The 14,695-nt window shown below is 64.1% G+C and carries 14 protein-coding genes; 7 read left to right on the top strand and 7 right to left on the bottom strand.

Annotated features, from left to right (window positions below):
* Nucleotides 1-3: 3 nt before the first annotated feature.
* A complete protein-coding gene (locus QPW08_RS13610) occupies nucleotides 4-657 on the bottom strand; it encodes a TetR/AcrR family transcriptional regulator (protein WP_284126455.1) in 654 nt (217 codons plus the stop codon).
* A gap of 97 nt (nucleotides 658-754) precedes the next feature.
* Here QPW08_RS13610 and QPW08_RS13605 point away from each other — a divergent pair, with 97 nt between their 5' ends.
* The 4 genes from QPW08_RS13605 to QPW08_RS13590 are packed head-to-tail and all read left to right on the top strand — an operon-like array spanning nucleotide 755 to nucleotide 5,068.
* Complete coding sequence (locus tag QPW08_RS13605) at nucleotides 755-1,894, top strand: ABC transporter permease (protein WP_284126454.1); 1,140 nt, start codon at nucleotides 755-757, stop codon at nucleotides 1,892-1,894.
* A complete protein-coding gene (locus QPW08_RS13600; protein WP_284126453.1) occupies nucleotides 1,894-2,637 on the top strand; it encodes an ABC transporter ATP-binding protein in 744 nt (247 codons plus the stop codon). Before QPW08_RS13605 ends, QPW08_RS13600 begins: the two co-directional genes overlap by 1 nt.
* 29 nt (nucleotides 2,638-2,666) lie before the next feature.
* Nucleotides 2,667-3,662 (top strand): efflux RND transporter periplasmic adaptor subunit, encoded by a 996-nt coding sequence (locus QPW08_RS13595; protein ID WP_284126452.1) that lies wholly within the window; start codon nucleotides 2,667-2,669, stop codon nucleotides 3,660-3,662.
* Nucleotides 3,659-5,068, top strand: a complete 1,410-nt coding sequence (locus tag QPW08_RS13590; RefSeq protein WP_284126451.1) for an efflux transporter outer membrane subunit — start codon at nucleotides 3,659-3,661, stop codon at nucleotides 5,066-5,068. Before QPW08_RS13595 ends, QPW08_RS13590 begins: the two co-directional genes overlap by 4 nt.
* On the opposite strand, the gene QPW08_RS13585 is transcribed toward QPW08_RS13590, so the two are convergent.
* The 4 genes from QPW08_RS13585 to QPW08_RS13570 form a co-directional block, all read right to left on the bottom strand.
* Nucleotides 5,065-6,036, bottom strand: a complete 972-nt coding sequence (locus QPW08_RS13585; RefSeq protein WP_284126450.1) for a HupE/UreJ family protein — start codon at nucleotides 6,034-6,036, stop codon at nucleotides 5,065-5,067. The genes QPW08_RS13590 and QPW08_RS13585 overlap by 4 nt on opposite strands.
* Nucleotides 6,033-6,848 carry a peptidylprolyl isomerase gene (locus tag QPW08_RS13580; RefSeq protein WP_284126449.1) on the bottom strand — a complete coding sequence of 272 codons (816 nt, stop codon included), beginning with the start codon at nucleotides 6,846-6,848 and terminating at the stop codon, nucleotides 6,033-6,035. Before QPW08_RS13580 ends, QPW08_RS13585 begins: the two co-directional genes overlap by 4 nt.
* Nucleotides 6,845-8,758, bottom strand: coding sequence for a DUF3604 domain-containing protein (locus QPW08_RS13575; RefSeq protein WP_284126448.1), 1,914 nt, complete (start codon nucleotides 8,756-8,758; stop codon nucleotides 6,845-6,847). The genes QPW08_RS13580 and QPW08_RS13575 overlap by 4 nt, the downstream gene beginning before the upstream one ends.
* 79 nt (nucleotides 8,759-8,837) lie before the next feature.
* Nucleotides 8,838-10,001, bottom strand: a complete 1,164-nt coding sequence (locus QPW08_RS13570) for an acyl-CoA dehydrogenase family protein (protein WP_284126447.1) — start codon at nucleotides 9,999-10,001, stop codon at nucleotides 8,838-8,840.
* Nucleotides 10,002-10,095: 94 nt separating this feature from the next.
* On the opposite strand from QPW08_RS13570, the gene QPW08_RS13565 reads away from it, so the two are divergent.
* On the top strand, nucleotides 10,096-11,025 hold the full coding sequence (locus QPW08_RS13565) for an alpha/beta fold hydrolase (protein WP_284126446.1): 930 nt from the start codon (nucleotides 10,096-10,098) through the stop codon (nucleotides 11,023-11,025).
* Here QPW08_RS13565 and QPW08_RS13560 read toward each other — a convergent pair.
* Both QPW08_RS13560 and QPW08_RS13555 read right to left on the bottom strand, forming a co-directional pair.
* Nucleotides 11,015-11,626: a hypothetical protein gene (locus tag QPW08_RS13560; protein WP_284126445.1), complete on the bottom strand. Its 612-nt coding sequence runs from the start codon at nucleotides 11,624-11,626 to the stop codon at nucleotides 11,015-11,017. The genes QPW08_RS13565 and QPW08_RS13560 overlap by 11 nt on opposite strands.
* A 136-nt stretch (nucleotides 11,627-11,762) precedes the next feature.
* Complete coding sequence (locus tag QPW08_RS13555; protein WP_284126444.1) at nucleotides 11,763-12,065, bottom strand: GIY-YIG nuclease family protein; 303 nt, start codon at nucleotides 12,063-12,065, stop codon at nucleotides 11,763-11,765.
* Between the two features lie 201 nt (nucleotides 12,066-12,266).
* Here QPW08_RS13555 and QPW08_RS13550 point away from each other — a divergent pair, with 201 nt between their 5' ends.
* The gene (locus QPW08_RS13550) at nucleotides 12,267-12,863 is read left to right on the top strand and encodes a hypothetical protein (RefSeq protein ID WP_284126443.1); all 597 of its coding nucleotides are present in this window, start codon (nucleotides 12,267-12,269) and stop codon (nucleotides 12,861-12,863) included.
* A 245-nt stretch (nucleotides 12,864-13,108) separates the two neighbouring features.
* Nucleotides 13,109-14,671 (top strand): GMC oxidoreductase, encoded by a 1,563-nt coding sequence (locus tag QPW08_RS13545; RefSeq protein WP_284126442.1) that lies wholly within the window; start codon nucleotides 13,109-13,111, stop codon nucleotides 14,669-14,671.
* The last annotated feature ends 24 nt before the right edge of the window (nucleotides 14,672-14,695 follow it).

The raw sequence follows: 14,695 nt of genomic DNA, 5'->3' as shown, positions 1-14,695 counted from the left end.
GCGTCAGGGCGCGTAGGCTTTCAGGAAGACGTCGACCGCGCCATCGATCCGCTGTCGATCGCGTTCGTCGTCCTTCGCGCGGCCGAAGCGCCGCTCGAGGTCGCCTATCCCCTTGCACATCGAAGCAAACTGCTCGGCGGCCAGCTCGGGATCGGGGACAGCGATCTCGCCAGCGGTATCCATCGCTGTCAGCAGCATGGTGAAGGCCGCTTTCATCCGGTGCGGCCCGGCGGCAAGGAAGGCCTCGCCGATGGCGGGCTCATTCTCGGTCTCGGCCGCGATACGGCGTTCGAACTGGACCATTTCCGGGCGCGAGAGGAAAGCCACCATGGCTTCGCCGATGGCAGTCAGCCGCTCGCGCAATGAGCCGGCGGCAAGCCCGTCGAGGCTGAACGTACCACGCAGTTTTCCGCATTCATGTTCGACAGCTGACGCGAACAAGCCACCCTTGTCCTTGAAGTGGTTGTAGATGGTGACCTTGGACACGCCCGCGCTCGCCGCCACTTGCTCGATCGAGGTCGCGGCATAACCCACAGCAAAAAAGCTATCCGCCGCCGCCCGCACGATTGCATCGCGCTTGGCCTGGTCGGCCGGACGCCCGATGCGGGCTTCGGGACGGTCTTCGGCCTCGGCACGATCTTCGGTCTGTGTTGACAAACTGAACGGCTCCGTTCATTTAAACGCTACCGTTCAATAATGGCGGCTGCCATCCGACAAGGCAACCCCCGCAGGCTCGCAAAGGTTCCCCCGCCCCATGCTCTGGATCGCCATCCGCATGCTGACCGGAGACAAGCAGAAGTTCTTCGGGCTGCTGTTCGGGATTGCCTTTTCGACCCTGCTGATCACCCAGCAGCTGACGATCTTCATGAACCTGATCGAACGCGGGGCCTCCAACGTCTATAATGTCAGCGAGGCGGAAGTGTGGGTGATGGACCCGGTCAGTCGCACCGCCGATGTTTCCTACGCCATGCCGTCGACTGCGCTCGATCGGGTGCGCGGCGTGCCCGGTGTCGAATGGGCGACGCCCTACCTGCGCGCAACCGCTGCCGTTCGCACCGCTGACGGCGATCTCGAGCAGGTCGGCATTATCGGGGTCGACGATGCCACGCTGATCGGCCTGCCCGCGCGCCTGAAGGAAGGTTCGGTCGATGTGCTGCACCGGCCCGACAGCGTGCTGATCGACGATGTCGGCACCACCCGCATGTTCCCCGACCAGGCCTCGCCGATCGGCGAAGTGCTCGAACTCAACGACCAGCGCGCTGTCATTCGCGGCGTTGCCGACGCCATTCCCGGCTTCACCAGCACGGTGGTGCTCTACACCCGTTATTCGCAGGCGCTGCGCTATGTTCCCGGCACCCGCAATCGGCTCAGCTTCGTGCTGGTCGGTGCCGCTGACGGCGTGACGCCGCGAGAGCTCGCGGCCCGTATCACTCGGCAGACCGGGCTAAAGGCCGAAACCCGCGATGACTTTGCCCAGGACGGCGTCGATTTCGTGATCGAGAACACCGGCATCCCGTTCAACTTCGGGATTACCGTGGCGCTCGGCTTCATTGTCGGGGTGGCGATCGTCGGACTGACCTTCAGCCTGTTCATCCGCGATAACATCCGGCAGTTCGGCGCGCTCAAGGCGATCGGGGTCACCAATGGCACCATCGTGCGCATGGTCGGAGCCCAAGCGGGCATGGTCGGGGTGATCGGTTATGCGCTGGGGGTCGCCGGGACCGCCGCGTTCATCGCCTATTTCGAGTGGAGCAACCCGTTCTTTAAAGGGTTCTACGTGCCCGGCTGGATCCCGTTGTTCTCACTCGTGGCCGTGATGCTGATCCTTGCCATCACCGGCTTCTTCGCCTTGCGCAGCGTGCTGTCGACCGAACCGGCGGCGGTGTTCCGCTGATGACGACGATGATGGACACCTCCGCCATCGGTGGCTGCGATCCCAGCTGGGCGATCTGCGCGCGCGGCGTCTCGCGCGATTTCGAGAGCGGGCAACAGACCATCCGCGTGCTGCACGGGATCGACACCGATATCCGCTCGGGCGAGATGACCTATATCGTCGGCGAAAGCGGCTCGGGCAAGACCACGCTGATCTCGATCATGTGCGGGATCCTGTGGCCGACCGAAGGCGATGTGCGGGTGTTCGGCACCGATATCTATGCCCTGAGCGATACCGAGCTGGTCAACTTCCGGCTCGACAACATCGGTTTCATTTTCCAGCAGTACAACCTCATCCCTTCGATCGATGCCGCCGCCAATGCCGCCGTGCCGCTGATCGCGCGCGGCATGCCGGTGCACGAAGCGCGTGAGCGGGCCAAGGCGATGATGGACAAGCTCAACATTGCCGACCAGGCCGACAAGCTACCCAACCAGCTGTCCGGCGGGCAGCAGCAACGCGTCGCCATTGCCCGCGCGCTGGTGCACGAGCCGCGCCTCGTCGTCTGCGACGAGCCCACCGCCGCGCTCGATGCCAATTCCGGCCGCCGGGTGATGGACTTGCTGCGCGACGTGGCGGTGTCGCCCGACCGCGCCTGCATCATCGTCACCCACGACAACCGCATCTTCGACCTCGCCGACCGCATCATCGTGCTGGAAGACGGGCGCATCACCCATGACGGCACTGAGATGCCGGACGGTCACTAGACGCCTGACACTCAAAGAAAGTTCCTGCCATGGCCCTCTCTCTCCGCAACTTCAGCTTCTCGCGCCAGGTCCTGCCTGTGCTGGCGCTGGTCGCACTGGTCGTCGCCGCCGTCGCGATCTGGCGCTCGCAACCCGACCGGAGCCTGAGCGAGCCCACGCAGGAGCCGCCGCGCGCCACCGGCAAGCTCGCCAATGCCCCGCGCGTGGCGGGTGCAGGCGTGGTCGAGCCCTCGAGCGAAGTGATCCAGATCGGCACTGCGCTGTCAGGGCTGGTGACCACGCTCAACGTCCAGCCGGGCGACTATGTCGAGCAGGGCCAGCCGCTGTTCACGGTCGACACCCGCGCCATTCGCGCCCAGCTGCAACAGGCCGGCGCGCAGATCGCCGAAGCCCGCGCCGCCATCGCCGAAGCGCAGGCGGCACAGGCGACCGCCAGCCAGCAGCTGGCGCTCTATCGCAATGTCGACGATCCCGCAGCCGTGAGCCGAGCCGAAGTGATCCGCGCCGAAGGCGAAGCCAAGGCCGCCGGGACACGTTTGCAACTGGCCCGCGCCCGACTGGAGGCAGCGCAGGCCGCCGCCAACAGCGCGCAAACCGAGATCGGCCGCGCCACCGTCCGCGCGCCGATGGCGGGCGAGATCCTCAGCGTGAACATCCGCCCGGGCGAGTACCTCTCGACCATGGGGGGCGGCGGTTCGACTCCCTTCATCGAGATGGGGCAGACCCGCCCGCTTCATGTCCGCATCGATATCGACGAATCCGAGATCGCGCGGATGCAAATGGGTGCCAACGCCTTCGTCTCGCCGCGCGGCGAGGCCGGCAAGCAGGTCGAAGCAAAGTTCGTCCGCGCCGAACCGCAGGTGGTGCCCAAGCGTTCGCTCACCAACAGCGCGCAGGAGCGGGTCGATGTGCGCGTCCTGCAAGTCATCTACGAGCTGCCCCAGCGCGATGACGGGCTGTTCCGGGTCGGGTTGCAGGTTGATGCCTTCATCCCGGCCAAGCAAGCCGCCCGGGACAGCGAATGATGCGCCGCACCCTTCCTCTCGTCGCAACAGTGGTGCTGAGCGCCTGTGTCGCCGGGCCGCCGCCGGTGATCGAAACGGCCCCGCCGCCGCTACCCAGTGAATTCGCCTTTGCGCCCGAAGCCGGAACAAAGGCCTCCGTCGCTTCGCTGATGCCGATCTCCGACCCGGCGTTCCAGGACCTCGCCGCCATGGCTCTGTTCGAAGCACCGACACTGGCACAGGCCACTGCGCGGATCGAGCAGGCGCGGGCACGAGCCGACAGCGCCGGGGCCAACCGCCTGCCAGCGATCGGTGCCGATGCGTCGGTAACCGGCACTCGCACCAATCCCAACCAGTTCGGATCGAACCTCCCTGCCGGGATTGCGTTCGACACCGAGCGAGTTTCGTACGGCGCAAACTTGCGCGCGAGCTGGGACCTCGACCTGTTCGGCAGGCTGCGCGCACAGGAACGCGCGGCGCTGGCACGGCTCGATGCTGCGACCGTCGAAGCGACCGCCGTTCGCAATGCCCTGCTCGCCGAAATCGCCGGCTCCGTGATCGACTGGCGAACACTCGAAGCACGGCAGACGGCACTGGAGGCCGACCTCAATGCCGCAGAGGAACTCGCGCGCCTGGCCGGATCGCGCGAGCGGGCCGGGATCGCGCCGGGGTTCGACCGGGTCCGCGCAGAAAGCGCTGCCGAGGCCAGCCGTAGCCGCATAGCTGCCCTGGCCAGCGAACGGGCGCGGCTGCTTGGCCGGCTTGTAACCCTCACCGGCCAGAGCGGGCAGGATGTGCTCCAGCTGCTCGACCAGCCCGCACCCTTGCCCGCCCAGCCTGCCGCACCGGCCTCGCTCCCCAGCCAGCTGCTCGCCAACCGGCCCGACGTGCTCGCCGCCGCCGCCAATCTCGCCGCCGCCGATGCCGACCTCGCGGCCAGCGCTGCCAGACGCTTCCCGCAGCTGACATTGTCAGGCGCACTGGGGCTGTTGGCGTTCGACCTTGGTAGCCTGTTCGACGGGGACTCGGTGGTTGGTTCAGTCGGGGGAGGCCTGCTCGCCCCGCTGCTCGATTTCGGGCGCATCCAGGCCGAGATCGATGCTTCGGCCGCTGGCAAGCGGCTCGCCTTTGCCAATTATCGGAGCGCCGTGTTCACCGCGCTGGGCGATGCCGAGGCGGGCTATGGGCTGGTAGCGGCAAGCGACAGCCAGCTTGCGGCAGCAGAACGCGAGTTCGCCAGCGCCAACCGCTCGGCAAGACTCGCCGATACCCGCTATCGCGCCGGCCTGTCGGACTTCCTCACCGTGCTCGAGGCGCGCCGCGCCGCCGATGCCAGCGGCGAACGGGTCGCCATTGCGCGCGGGCAGGCCGAACGGGCGCGGGTGATCCTGTGGCAGGCGCTGGGCGGCAACGCTGCGGAAGACTAGCCGACCAGCCGCTCGATCAGCCAGAACGAGCCGGTGATACCGATGGCATAGCTGGCTACGCGGATAGCCGGCGTAACCGCCTCGGTTCGTGCCCGGCGGATCGCCTCGACGGCCAGCAGCACGCCCAGCACCACTGCCAGTTGCCCAGCTTCGACCCCGAGGTTGAACGAGATCAGCGCCGCCGGGACTTCGCCTTCGGGCAGGCCGATTTCGCGCAGGGCCCCGGCAAAGCCGAAGCCGTGGACGAGCCCGAACAGGAACGCGACCAGCCAGGGCCAGCGCCGGGTCCAGGTCTCTCTTTCGCCATGCGCGATTTCGACCGCCAGCAGCACGATACTGAGCGCAATGACCGCCTCCACCGGTCTTCCCGGCAAGCCGAGAAACCCCAGCGACACACCCGCCAGCGTCAGCGAATGCGCCACAGTGAAGGCCGTCACCGCCTTCGCCACCGCCCAGCCGCGCCGCACCAGCAGCACCAGCGCGATGACGAACAGCAAGTGATCCCACCCTTCGAGGATATGCGTGACGCCAAGCCCGAAATAGCTGCGCCAGACCTGCCAGCGCGAAGGCCTGGCTGCGATGGTCGCAAGTGGCTTTGCCTCGGTCAGGCGGAAGCTTTGCACCGGGCGGCCGAGCGGGGCGACACGCAGCATGACATCGCCTCCACCGAAAATGGCTTCGAACCCGACCTGTCCCTCCGCAACGGGACCGGAACAGGTCACCTGCGCCGATCCTATCAGCGCCAGCGGAGCTGCACGCTGGACCGGGTCGCCAACCAGCGAGCACCCCTTGGGCAGGACCGGGATCGCGAGCGGTGCGGGACCGGGGCTGAGCAAGGGCTGCTTCCAAGCCAGCTGCCAGCTGCTCTCACCGGTCTGCGTGAATTCGAGATAGCCGGGGCGCAGTTCATCCGCAGCAGCAGGTGCAGCAAGGAACAGTAGCAGCAGGGCCAGCCACCAGCGCCTCATCTGGCGATCTTGACCGTGTAGGCATCGCGCAGCAGCCCGAAGGCTTCCTCCTCGCGGGCCTTGGCGGTTTCCTCTCGCCAGTCTTCGACCACGCGGCTGCGCACTTGCTCCAGCGGCGGTATGGTGCCGGGCGTTAGTGTGCGCAAGCGGACGAAATGCCAGCCCACACCCGAGGCGACTGGCCCGCGCCATTCGCCATCGGCGGCCATCGCGGCCAGCTCGCGGGCAAACGCATCGCCGAATTGCGCCGCCACCGCGCGCAGCTCGCGTCCCTCCATGCTGGCAGGAAGCGAGGCAGGCTCTCCCGCCGCGCGCCAATCGTCGCGGAGTTTCGGCAGGACAATTCGTGCTTCCGGTCGCGAGGCGAAGTAGACCTGGTCGAAACTGAGCCTGGTGTCCCCGGCATAGCGGGCGGCATTGGCGCGATACCAGTCCGCCAGTACGGCTTCTCCTGGCTCGACCGCCTCCGCCGATGAGGCGGCGAGGAAATCCATCTTTTTCGCCAGCCTACGCCTGACCACCGGATCGTCGGTATCGAGACCCAGCCGCAAGGCTTCGCGATAGAGCACTTCTTCGCGCACATATTGCCCGATCAGCCCATCGAGCTCCTGGTCGGTAGGCGGGCGCTGCATGGTGCGTTCGAAGGTCAGCGCGATCTGCGCCTGCGTCGCGCGGTCGACATCGATCACGCGGCTGGCCGGATCGGCGGGCTCCCCTTTCCACGCAAAGAACGCAAAGATCAGCAGCCCGCCCAGCAGGAAATGGACCAGCGGTTCGCGCAGGGCCTGCTGCGCGATGGCTCTTGGGTTCATGAAGTGCTCTTGGGCAGCAACCAGATCGGCGAGGTATAGGCGCGCTCCTGCACGGTCTTCACCGCATCTTCGGGCAGGGTGAAGCCAAACTTGAGCGCATCGAACAGCACCCAGCGCGGGGTCGGGATCTCGATCACGCGGACATAATAGAACGCCCGCTGCCCTTCCCGGTATTCGGGATCGCTCCACAGCGTGCGCAGTTGCGGTGCGCCGATGGTGTTGGTGTAGCTGGCCTTGGCTTCATCGACTGTGTTGCCGATCGCGGGGACCTTGCCATTGGTGACAGGGCGGTTCTCGGCATCGGCCCAGGCGACGTCGAAGATCTTTTCCTGCGTTTCGCCATTGGCGTCGATCCAGCCCTTTACCACTTGCACGCGATCGAGATTGGCACCTTCGGGATCCTTCAGCGCTTCGATCATGAACACCGGGGCTGCGCCGCTGTCGTCGAGCACGCCGCCCATCGGCACGCCTTCGGTGTAGCCGGTCCTGACCCAGTCAGCGCCGAAGCTGCCTTCGTCGAAACCGAACCCACCGAACACCCGCACGCTCATGCGCGAGCCGGTGGTGGCATATACTTCACGCCGCTTGAAGGCGTCGAAAATTTCCGCCCGCGTGTTGCCGCGTGCCCAGGCTGCGGCATAACCGCTGGCGAGATATTGCCAGCCGAACCGGCCCAGCCTGGTGCCGAGGTTCTGCGCCTCGGTCGCTCGCTTGGGATTGGGTTCGGTGCCGGAGTGCTTGCCGAAGAAATTGTCCTCATCGGCCGTTGCCAGTGCAGTGTGCGAATCGGTCGAGCCGATCAGGCCGAAGCGATAGGGATTGACGCCCAGCCGCTGTTCGATCGACAACCCGCGCTTCAAGGCTTCGCGAATGTAGCTGCCGGCATACATGTCGGGGGTCGACTCATGCGTCAGCGGCAGATTGCCGAGATCCCAGCCCCAGTCGCCATAGCCGGCGAATTCGTCATTGGGCGACAGGAAGCTATGGCTCTCGCTGTCCCCCTTGATCTGAGTCGCTTCGACCACCGGCTCCCACCGGGCCCGGCGAGTGGCATAGTCAGCCGCCATCGGCGCGCCGTCAGGGCCGGTCAGTTCGAACATGATGCCATTGGAGAGGTTGGAATTGTGGGGGATGGCCAGCGCCTGGCCGCCGGTACCTTCCTCATAGGCGGCGAGATAGTCCCACAGATCCGTCACATCGCTGTTGATCCCCGGGAAGGGGAGAGTCTCGCCAATGGTCGGCGCGCCGTCGCGGAACATTACCACGCGGTGCAAGTTGTTGCCGCCCGGCATCAGCGTCCATTCGAAACCCGCAAAGGCCGTGAACTTGCCTGGCTCGTTATAGAGATCGACGGTCCTGAGATGTGCTTGCCAGATGGTCGTGGTGGTCTTGCGGTTCGCCTCCGGGTCAGTCATCCCCGGCGGCAAGTCGCCATTGGCGGCCGCGGTGATGAGTTCCGCCACCGCCCGCTGCGATTCCTCGCCATCCTTCTTGAGCATTTCGGACCAGCGCTTCAGCGTCGGGTCCTGGATCAACGCGGTCGGGGCGTCGCGCAGCCGCTTGGTCGCGCCAAGGCCGTCGGAATGGTCAGCGATAACGAGGAAATCGAGTGGCCGGTCAAGCTGGGCGTCGAGCCCGCCGGTCGATTTCACCAGGTCCCCGCGCGCAAACTTCAGCGCATCTTCCGGGCCGAGCCGCACGCCGAAGCCAAAGGCGTCTACCGAGTTGTCGGTGTGCAGGTGCGTGTCGCCCCAATAGGGTCGGTCGGGAAATTCGGCGAGCTCGATCGTGCCTTCACCATTGCTCGCCTGCTCGGCACTGGCGCGCGGTGCGAAGATGTCGAAATACCAGGCAGCGCCCCCGGCCATTGCCAGCGCCGCAACCCCGGCAATGAGTGTCCTCTTTCGCATGGTCCTCTCCCCCTCATGCGTTACGTTATAGAGCGAGAGTGCGCCTGCACCCTCGCCGCGTCAAGTTTGAGCTCGCGCGCTAAAGCGAGCGCGCGATCACCATTTTCATCACTTCGTTCGAACCGCCGAAGATGCGCGTGATGCGGCTGTCGCGGAACATCCGCGCGATCGGGTAGTCGTTGATGAAGCCGGCCCCGCCGTGGAACTGCAGGCACTTGTCGACGACTTCGCCCTGCAATTCGGTCACCCAGTATTTGGCCATGCAGGCGGTAGCGACATCGAGCTCGCCCTTGAGGTGGCGGGCGATGCAATCGTTGACGAACACCCGCGCCGCCGTGGCGCGCGCGGCAAGGTCGGCCATCACGAATTGCGTGTTCTGAAAATCCCAGATGGTCTGCCCGAAGGCCTTGCGGCTCTTGGTGTATTCGAGCGTGGTCTCGAGCGCTTTCTCGATCCCCGTCATCGCGCCCATGGCGATGATCAGGCGCTCCTGCGGCAGTTCGCCCATCAGCTGGTAGAAGCCCTTGCCTTCGACCCCGCCGAGCACGTTTTCCGCCGGCACGAAGACATCGTCGAAGAACAGCTCCGAAGTGTCCGAAGCATCGAGCCCGACCTTGTCGAGCTTCTTGCCGCGCTGGAAGCCTTCGGCGCCTTCGGTCTCCAGCAGCATCAGCGAGATGCCCTTGGCCCGCTCGTTGGGATCGGTCTTGGCGACGACGATGATGAAATCGGCGGTCTGGCCGTTGGAGATATAGGTCTTGGCCCCGTTGATGCGGTAGCCATTGCCGTCCTTGAGCGCAGTGGTGGTGACGCTCTGCAGGTCCGAGCCGACGCCCGGCTCGGTCATGGCGATGGCGCTAACGAGCTCGCCGGTGACGAGCTTGGGCAGATATTTCTTCTTCTGCTCCTCGGTCCCGTGGCGGACGAGATAGGGCAGAATCACGGTGTTGTGGAGCGAAGCAGCGAAGCCTTCGACGCCGTGCTTCGCCTGCTGGTCGATCACCACCATGTCATGCCGGAAATCGCCGCCGTGGCCGCCGTATTCCTCCGGAATCGATACCCCGAGCAGCCCGGCCTCGCCCGCCTCGCGCCAGAATTCACGCTCGACCTGGCCATCCTCGCGCCACTTCAGGATGCGCTTTTGCGGGGCGTGCTGCTGGTAGAACTTGCCCACGGCATCGGCGAAGATGGCGATCTCTTCGTCTTCCATGAATTCGGGCTGGGGCACGTTGATGGCGGGCATGGTGTGATTCCTCTCTCACTTTGGCTATTGCCTTGCAGCCTATCCTATCGGTAGCGATCCGCAACGCAATTTTCCGCTTACGTGAAGGGAAACCATGTCCGACCTTATCGGCCCTACTTCGCAGACCTTCATCAGCCAGCGCACGCGGCTGCATTATGCCGACTGGGGCAATGAAGGCGCGCCGCCGCTGATCCTGCAACACGGCGGGCGCGACCATTGCCGCAGCTGGGACTGGGTGGCGGAGGAACTGCGGCACGACTGGCACGTCATCTGCCCCGACCTGCGCGGGCATGGCGACAGCGAATGGACCAACACCGGCGTCTATAACGTCAGCTCCTATGTCTATGACCTCGCCCAGCTGATCCACCAGCTGGAGCTCGCCCCGGTGACGATCGTCGCCCACTCGCTCGGCGGCAATGTCTGCCTGCGCTATACCGGGATGTATCCGGAGAATGTGCGGCGGATTGTCGCCATCGAAGGTCTCGGCCCCAGTCCCAAGGTGCAGGCCAAGATGGCCGAGACCCCATGGTACGAGCACCGCAAGCAGTGGATCGACAAGAAGCGCGAAGCCTCGGCCCGGCAGGTACGCAAATACGCGAGCTTCGCCGAAGCGCTCGACCGCATGCACGAAGCCAACAGCTACCTGAGCCGCGCGCAGGCCGAGCACCTCACCCGCCACGGTGCGATCCGCAACGAGGACGGCACCTGGAGCTGGAAGTTCGACCCGCACCTGCACGCCTGGCCGCCCGACGACATCACCATGGAGCAGCTGGAAGAACTATGGGGCCGCATCACCTGCCCCGCCCTGATGGTCTACGGCGCCGACAGCTGGGCCAGCAACCCGGAAAAAGACGGGCGGATGCAGTACTTCGGCGAAAATGTCAGCGTGACCGAATACGACCGCGCCGGGCACTGGGTACACCACGACCGGTTCGAGGATTTTGTGAGCGAGGTGAAGGGGTTTATTGGGAAGTTTAAACCCAATCAAATCGACGGATGCGCAAGCGACGCCGCTAAGGTGTAGCCTTTGCTTCAGATTGCGCTTTGGCAGCCATGATTGTTTCGTATGGCACCGTAATCACTGATGATCTGGCGAAGACATGGTAGTGATCTCCACCAAAGACCTGCAAACAAACGTCATTTCCGTCTTCGTAGAGATCATATTCGCGCTGCGCATAAGGGCCGGTACGAGGTGTTCCGTAATCATCATGTGTTTTGCCGGGTGGCGGATAAGCGCGGACGACATAAATCTGGTAGCGATACAGTCCGTCTGGTGATTGCTCGATAGGATCAACCTCGATGTCCCAAAAGCCGACCTGCTTGTCGAAGACACCAAGCGCTATCAACTCATGGTCGTCCTCAAGCGGACAGTAATCCGATGCTGCTCCAACCCAGTACGTCGGATATTCCTTTCGCAACTGACGGGGCGAAGACAATTCAACCTTCAGCCAGCCTCCGCCATCGTATCCATCACCAGGAGTCGGCATGGTCGGAACAATTGAGACACGTTCGACTTCGAATTTCCCGAGACTGTGCGTGTAGCCAAATTCTGCAAGCGCAGGCTGCATCTCTTTGCAGCCGAAGAGCAGCAACAACGATGGCAATACGGCGAGCGAACGCTTCATAGGCATTCGATAGACCGATCACACATCACACGCCATCCTCTCTCCGTCATTGCGAGCGTAGCGAAGCAATCCAGAGCGTGGCGCGGTTCACTCTAGATTGCCGCGCGGCTTCGCCGCTCGCAATGACGGTGTTCGATCAGGGCGCGCTGATTTCGTCGTACAGGTCGCGCCATTGCGGGTTGTCTGCCTCGATCAGCGCCAGTTTCTTCACGCGTGAACCGGCCTTGATTTGTTTCTCGCGCAGGATCGCCTGCTCCATCGTCCCGCATAGCTCGTACCACACAAGAAGTTTGCACCCGTAGCGCTTGGTGAACCCGTCAGCGACACCCTCTCGATGCTGCCACGCACGTTGCGGGAGGTTGGACGTTACGCCGACGTAGATCGTGCCGTTGCGCTTGTTGGCCATCATGTAGACGGCGGGCTGGATGTCGCGGGGCATGTTTGTGTGAGTGTCAGCCGGGGTGCCGACACACAAGTCCTAACATACCTACCGTCATTGCGAGGCGACCCAGTCGCCGTGGCAATCCAGAGCGGATTGCGCATAACTCTGGATTCCCACGTCGCTCCGCTCCTCGCAATGACGGTAGGTATCGAACGAAATCATTTTCCTACATCGCAAGAATCTGCCTTACACTCGCGGATGACCGATCATCCCGACCCCCGCTCGTTTGTCGGTGCTGCGCCGGCAGCGACGACCTCTCCTGCCACCACCCGCCACGACGGCTGGACCCCGGCCCGCCAGGCCGCGTTCCTGCACGAGCTATCCGCCACCCACAATGTCGCCGCTGCGGCCCGCGTCGTCGGCATGTCGCGCCAGTCGGCCTACCAGCTGCGCACGCGGATGCAGGGCAAGCCCTTTGCCAAGGCGTGGGAGGCGGCGTTCCTGACGCGGTTCGATGTGTTGGCCGAAACGGCGCTCGACCGGGCGCTCAACGGGGTCGAGGTGCCGCATTTCTATAATGGCGAGCTGGTCGGCACCTCGCGCAAGTATGACGAGCGGCTGACGCTCGCTCTGCTGGCGACGCGGCGTAGCTTCGTGCCACAGCGACCCTATGACAGCGAGCCCGCCGCCGCGTTCAAGGCAGACGAGCTGGGCGCGCTGATCGAACGGGTCGCAGACGGACCTGAGGAATGGCGCGAAAGCTGCGACGACGAATATGACGCGCGCTATGGCTGGGAGACCGAGGAGGGGGCGGGGCCTCCCTCGGCGATGCCAAGCTGCGAAGATGCAGAATAATGGCAGTATTTCAATGACATGAGAACCACGCGCGAAATTGACACGGTGTCAACTTCGTCAAGCATGTGTCAAGCACCGATCCATGGAAGAGAAGTCGTCGCCCCATTTGGCTTCTTTCAGCAAATAATTCTGGCTTTTCTATTATCCGCCCATGGGCTGGACTCTTATACAGTCACAATATACGCACCTGAATTCGATCGCACTCATACAAGTCTCCGCGTGACAGCGGTGGGGGAGATGCGGTCATGATTACCTACGGCGAAAATCACATCGGGGGTGCCCCGCTCAAGGCGCAGGTCTGCATTGTCGGGACCGGCCCGGCCGGGGTAACGCTCGCCTATTACCTCGCGAAAAAGGGTGTTTCGGTGATCCTGCTGGAAGGCAGCCGAACCTTCGGGCGCGACCCCAACAGCGGGATCGGGCCTTCGTCCGACTACAATGAGAACAACCAGCTTTACACCGGCGAAGCAGCGGGCCTGCTGGCGACATCGGAACAGCATTTCCTGATCCTGCCTTCCAACCAGATCAGCACGCCTGCTGCCGGTGATAACGCATCGGAACGCGACCGGGTCTATGGCGGGACTTCGACCCACTGGGGCGGGCAGTCGCGCCCGCTCGATGCGATCACCTTCGAGAAGCGGCCCGGCTTTCCCGGCTGGCCGGTCACGCGCGCAGAGCTCGATCCCTATTACGAGGAAGCGTGCAAGGTGATGGGCCTCTACGGACCCTACTACGCGCCTGACGGGACCGCAGGCTACAACTTCAGCGCGGAGTTCTGGGCCGATACGCTGGGGCCGGATTATGCAGCCGCCAGCGTCGAAGGCTTCGATGTCGACATCTATCAGTTCCCTCAGTCGAACATGCTGCAATTCCAGAGCCGCACCTTCGACAATGGCAAGACCATTGGCGACAGCAATGTCCAGGTGGTGCTCAACGCCAGCTTGCTCGATATCGAACGGCAGGGCGGCACGGTGTCCGCGCTTACCGTCGGGGTGATGACCAACAACACTTCGAGCGACAACAACCGGACACCCGCCAAGCAGGCCGGGACGTTCACGGTGGAAGCGGACATCGTCGTCCTTGCCTGCGGTGCGGTGGCCAATGCCCGGCAACTGCTGCTGTCCGGCTTCGGCGAGGACAACGATCTCATCGGTCGCTACCTGATGGGGCATCCGCTCGCCAATTATGGGTCGGCTGTCAGCACGTCTTCCAGCTGGCTTACCCCGCAGGAACAGAAGCTCGTCGGCTGGACCAGCCTGTATGGGCAATATGGCATCAACGCCCTCAAGGGCGTGCTTACACCGTCTGCCGAAGCGGCCACGGCCAACGGGGTCGGCCGGGTCTGGTTCAACAATGACGGTACCGGCAACTACTACCACGAGCTGTTGCCCGAATATACCAGCCGGGTCATGCTGGCGGACAGCGTGGATCCGGTGTTCGGCCAGAAGCAGACAAGGGTCGAGTGGAACCTGAATGCGAACGAACAGAACAACTACGAGACGCTCGCCAAGATGTTTACCGCCGCTGTCCAGGCCAAGGTGCCGGGCCAGCAGGTCTCGGTAACGGACTGGGCCAACCTGCCGCCCACCATGGTGTTCAACGGCCACCATATCGGTACCACCCGCATGTCGGCCGATCCCACCGAAGGCGTGGTCGATGCCGATCTCAAGATGCACGGCGTCGACAACCTCTACATCGCGGGCTCCTCGGTATGGGCATCGGCGGGCATCTCGAACCCGACCTTCTCCATCATCGCCTTCTCGATCAGGCTGGCCGAACATCTCGGACAGAAGCTCGGCAGCGCCTGATGCAATAGCGCTCAGGCTGCCGTC

It is taken from the genome of Parerythrobacter aestuarii (assembly GCF_030140925.1).
Taxonomy (GTDB): domain Bacteria; phylum Pseudomonadota; class Alphaproteobacteria; order Sphingomonadales; family Sphingomonadaceae; genus Parerythrobacter; species Parerythrobacter aestuarii.
This window is presented reverse-complemented; position numbering and strand designations above follow the sequence as displayed.

What these genes read in the sequence shown, in the direction of transcription:
- QPW08_RS13605 (WP_284126454.1), top strand. Translation starts at nt 755, where the DNA reads ATGCTCTGGATCGCCATCCGCATGCTGACCGGAGACAAGCAGAAGTTC.
- QPW08_RS13600 (WP_284126453.1), top strand. Translation starts at nt 1,894, where the DNA reads ATGACGACGATGATGGACACCTCCGCCATCGGTGGCTGCGATCCCAGC.
- QPW08_RS13595 (WP_284126452.1), top strand. Translation starts at nt 2,667, where the DNA reads ATGGCCCTCTCTCTCCGCAACTTCAGCTTCTCGCGCCAGGTCCTGCCT.
- QPW08_RS13590 (WP_284126451.1), top strand. Translation starts at nt 3,659, where the DNA reads ATGATGCGCCGCACCCTTCCTCTCGTCGCAACAGTGGTGCTGAGCGCC.
- QPW08_RS13585 (WP_284126450.1), bottom strand. Translation starts at nt 6,036, where the DNA reads ATGAGGCGCTGGTGGCTGGCCCTGCTGCTACTGTTCCTTGCTGCACCT.
- QPW08_RS13580 (WP_284126449.1), bottom strand. Translation starts at nt 6,848, where the DNA reads ATGAACCCAAGAGCCATCGCGCAGCAGGCCCTGCGCGAACCGCTGGTC.
- QPW08_RS13575 (WP_284126448.1), bottom strand. Translation starts at nt 8,758, where the DNA reads ATGCGAAAGAGGACACTCATTGCCGGGGTTGCGGCGCTGGCAATGGCC.
- QPW08_RS13570 (WP_284126447.1), bottom strand. Translation starts at nt 10,001, where the DNA reads ATGCCCGCCATCAACGTGCCCCAGCCCGAATTCATGGAAGACGAAGAG.
- QPW08_RS13565 (WP_284126446.1), top strand. Translation starts at nt 10,096, where the DNA reads ATGTCCGACCTTATCGGCCCTACTTCGCAGACCTTCATCAGCCAGCGC.
- QPW08_RS13560 (WP_284126445.1), bottom strand. Translation starts at nt 11,626, where the DNA reads ATGAAGCGTTCGCTCGCCGTATTGCCATCGTTGTTGCTGCTCTTCGGC.
- QPW08_RS13555 (WP_284126444.1), bottom strand. Translation starts at nt 12,065, where the DNA reads ATGCCCCGCGACATCCAGCCCGCCGTCTACATGATGGCCAACAAGCGC.
- QPW08_RS13550 (WP_284126443.1), top strand. Translation starts at nt 12,267, where the DNA reads ATGACCGATCATCCCGACCCCCGCTCGTTTGTCGGTGCTGCGCCGGCA.
- QPW08_RS13545 (WP_284126442.1), top strand. Translation starts at nt 13,109, where the DNA reads ATGATTACCTACGGCGAAAATCACATCGGGGGTGCCCCGCTCAAGGCG.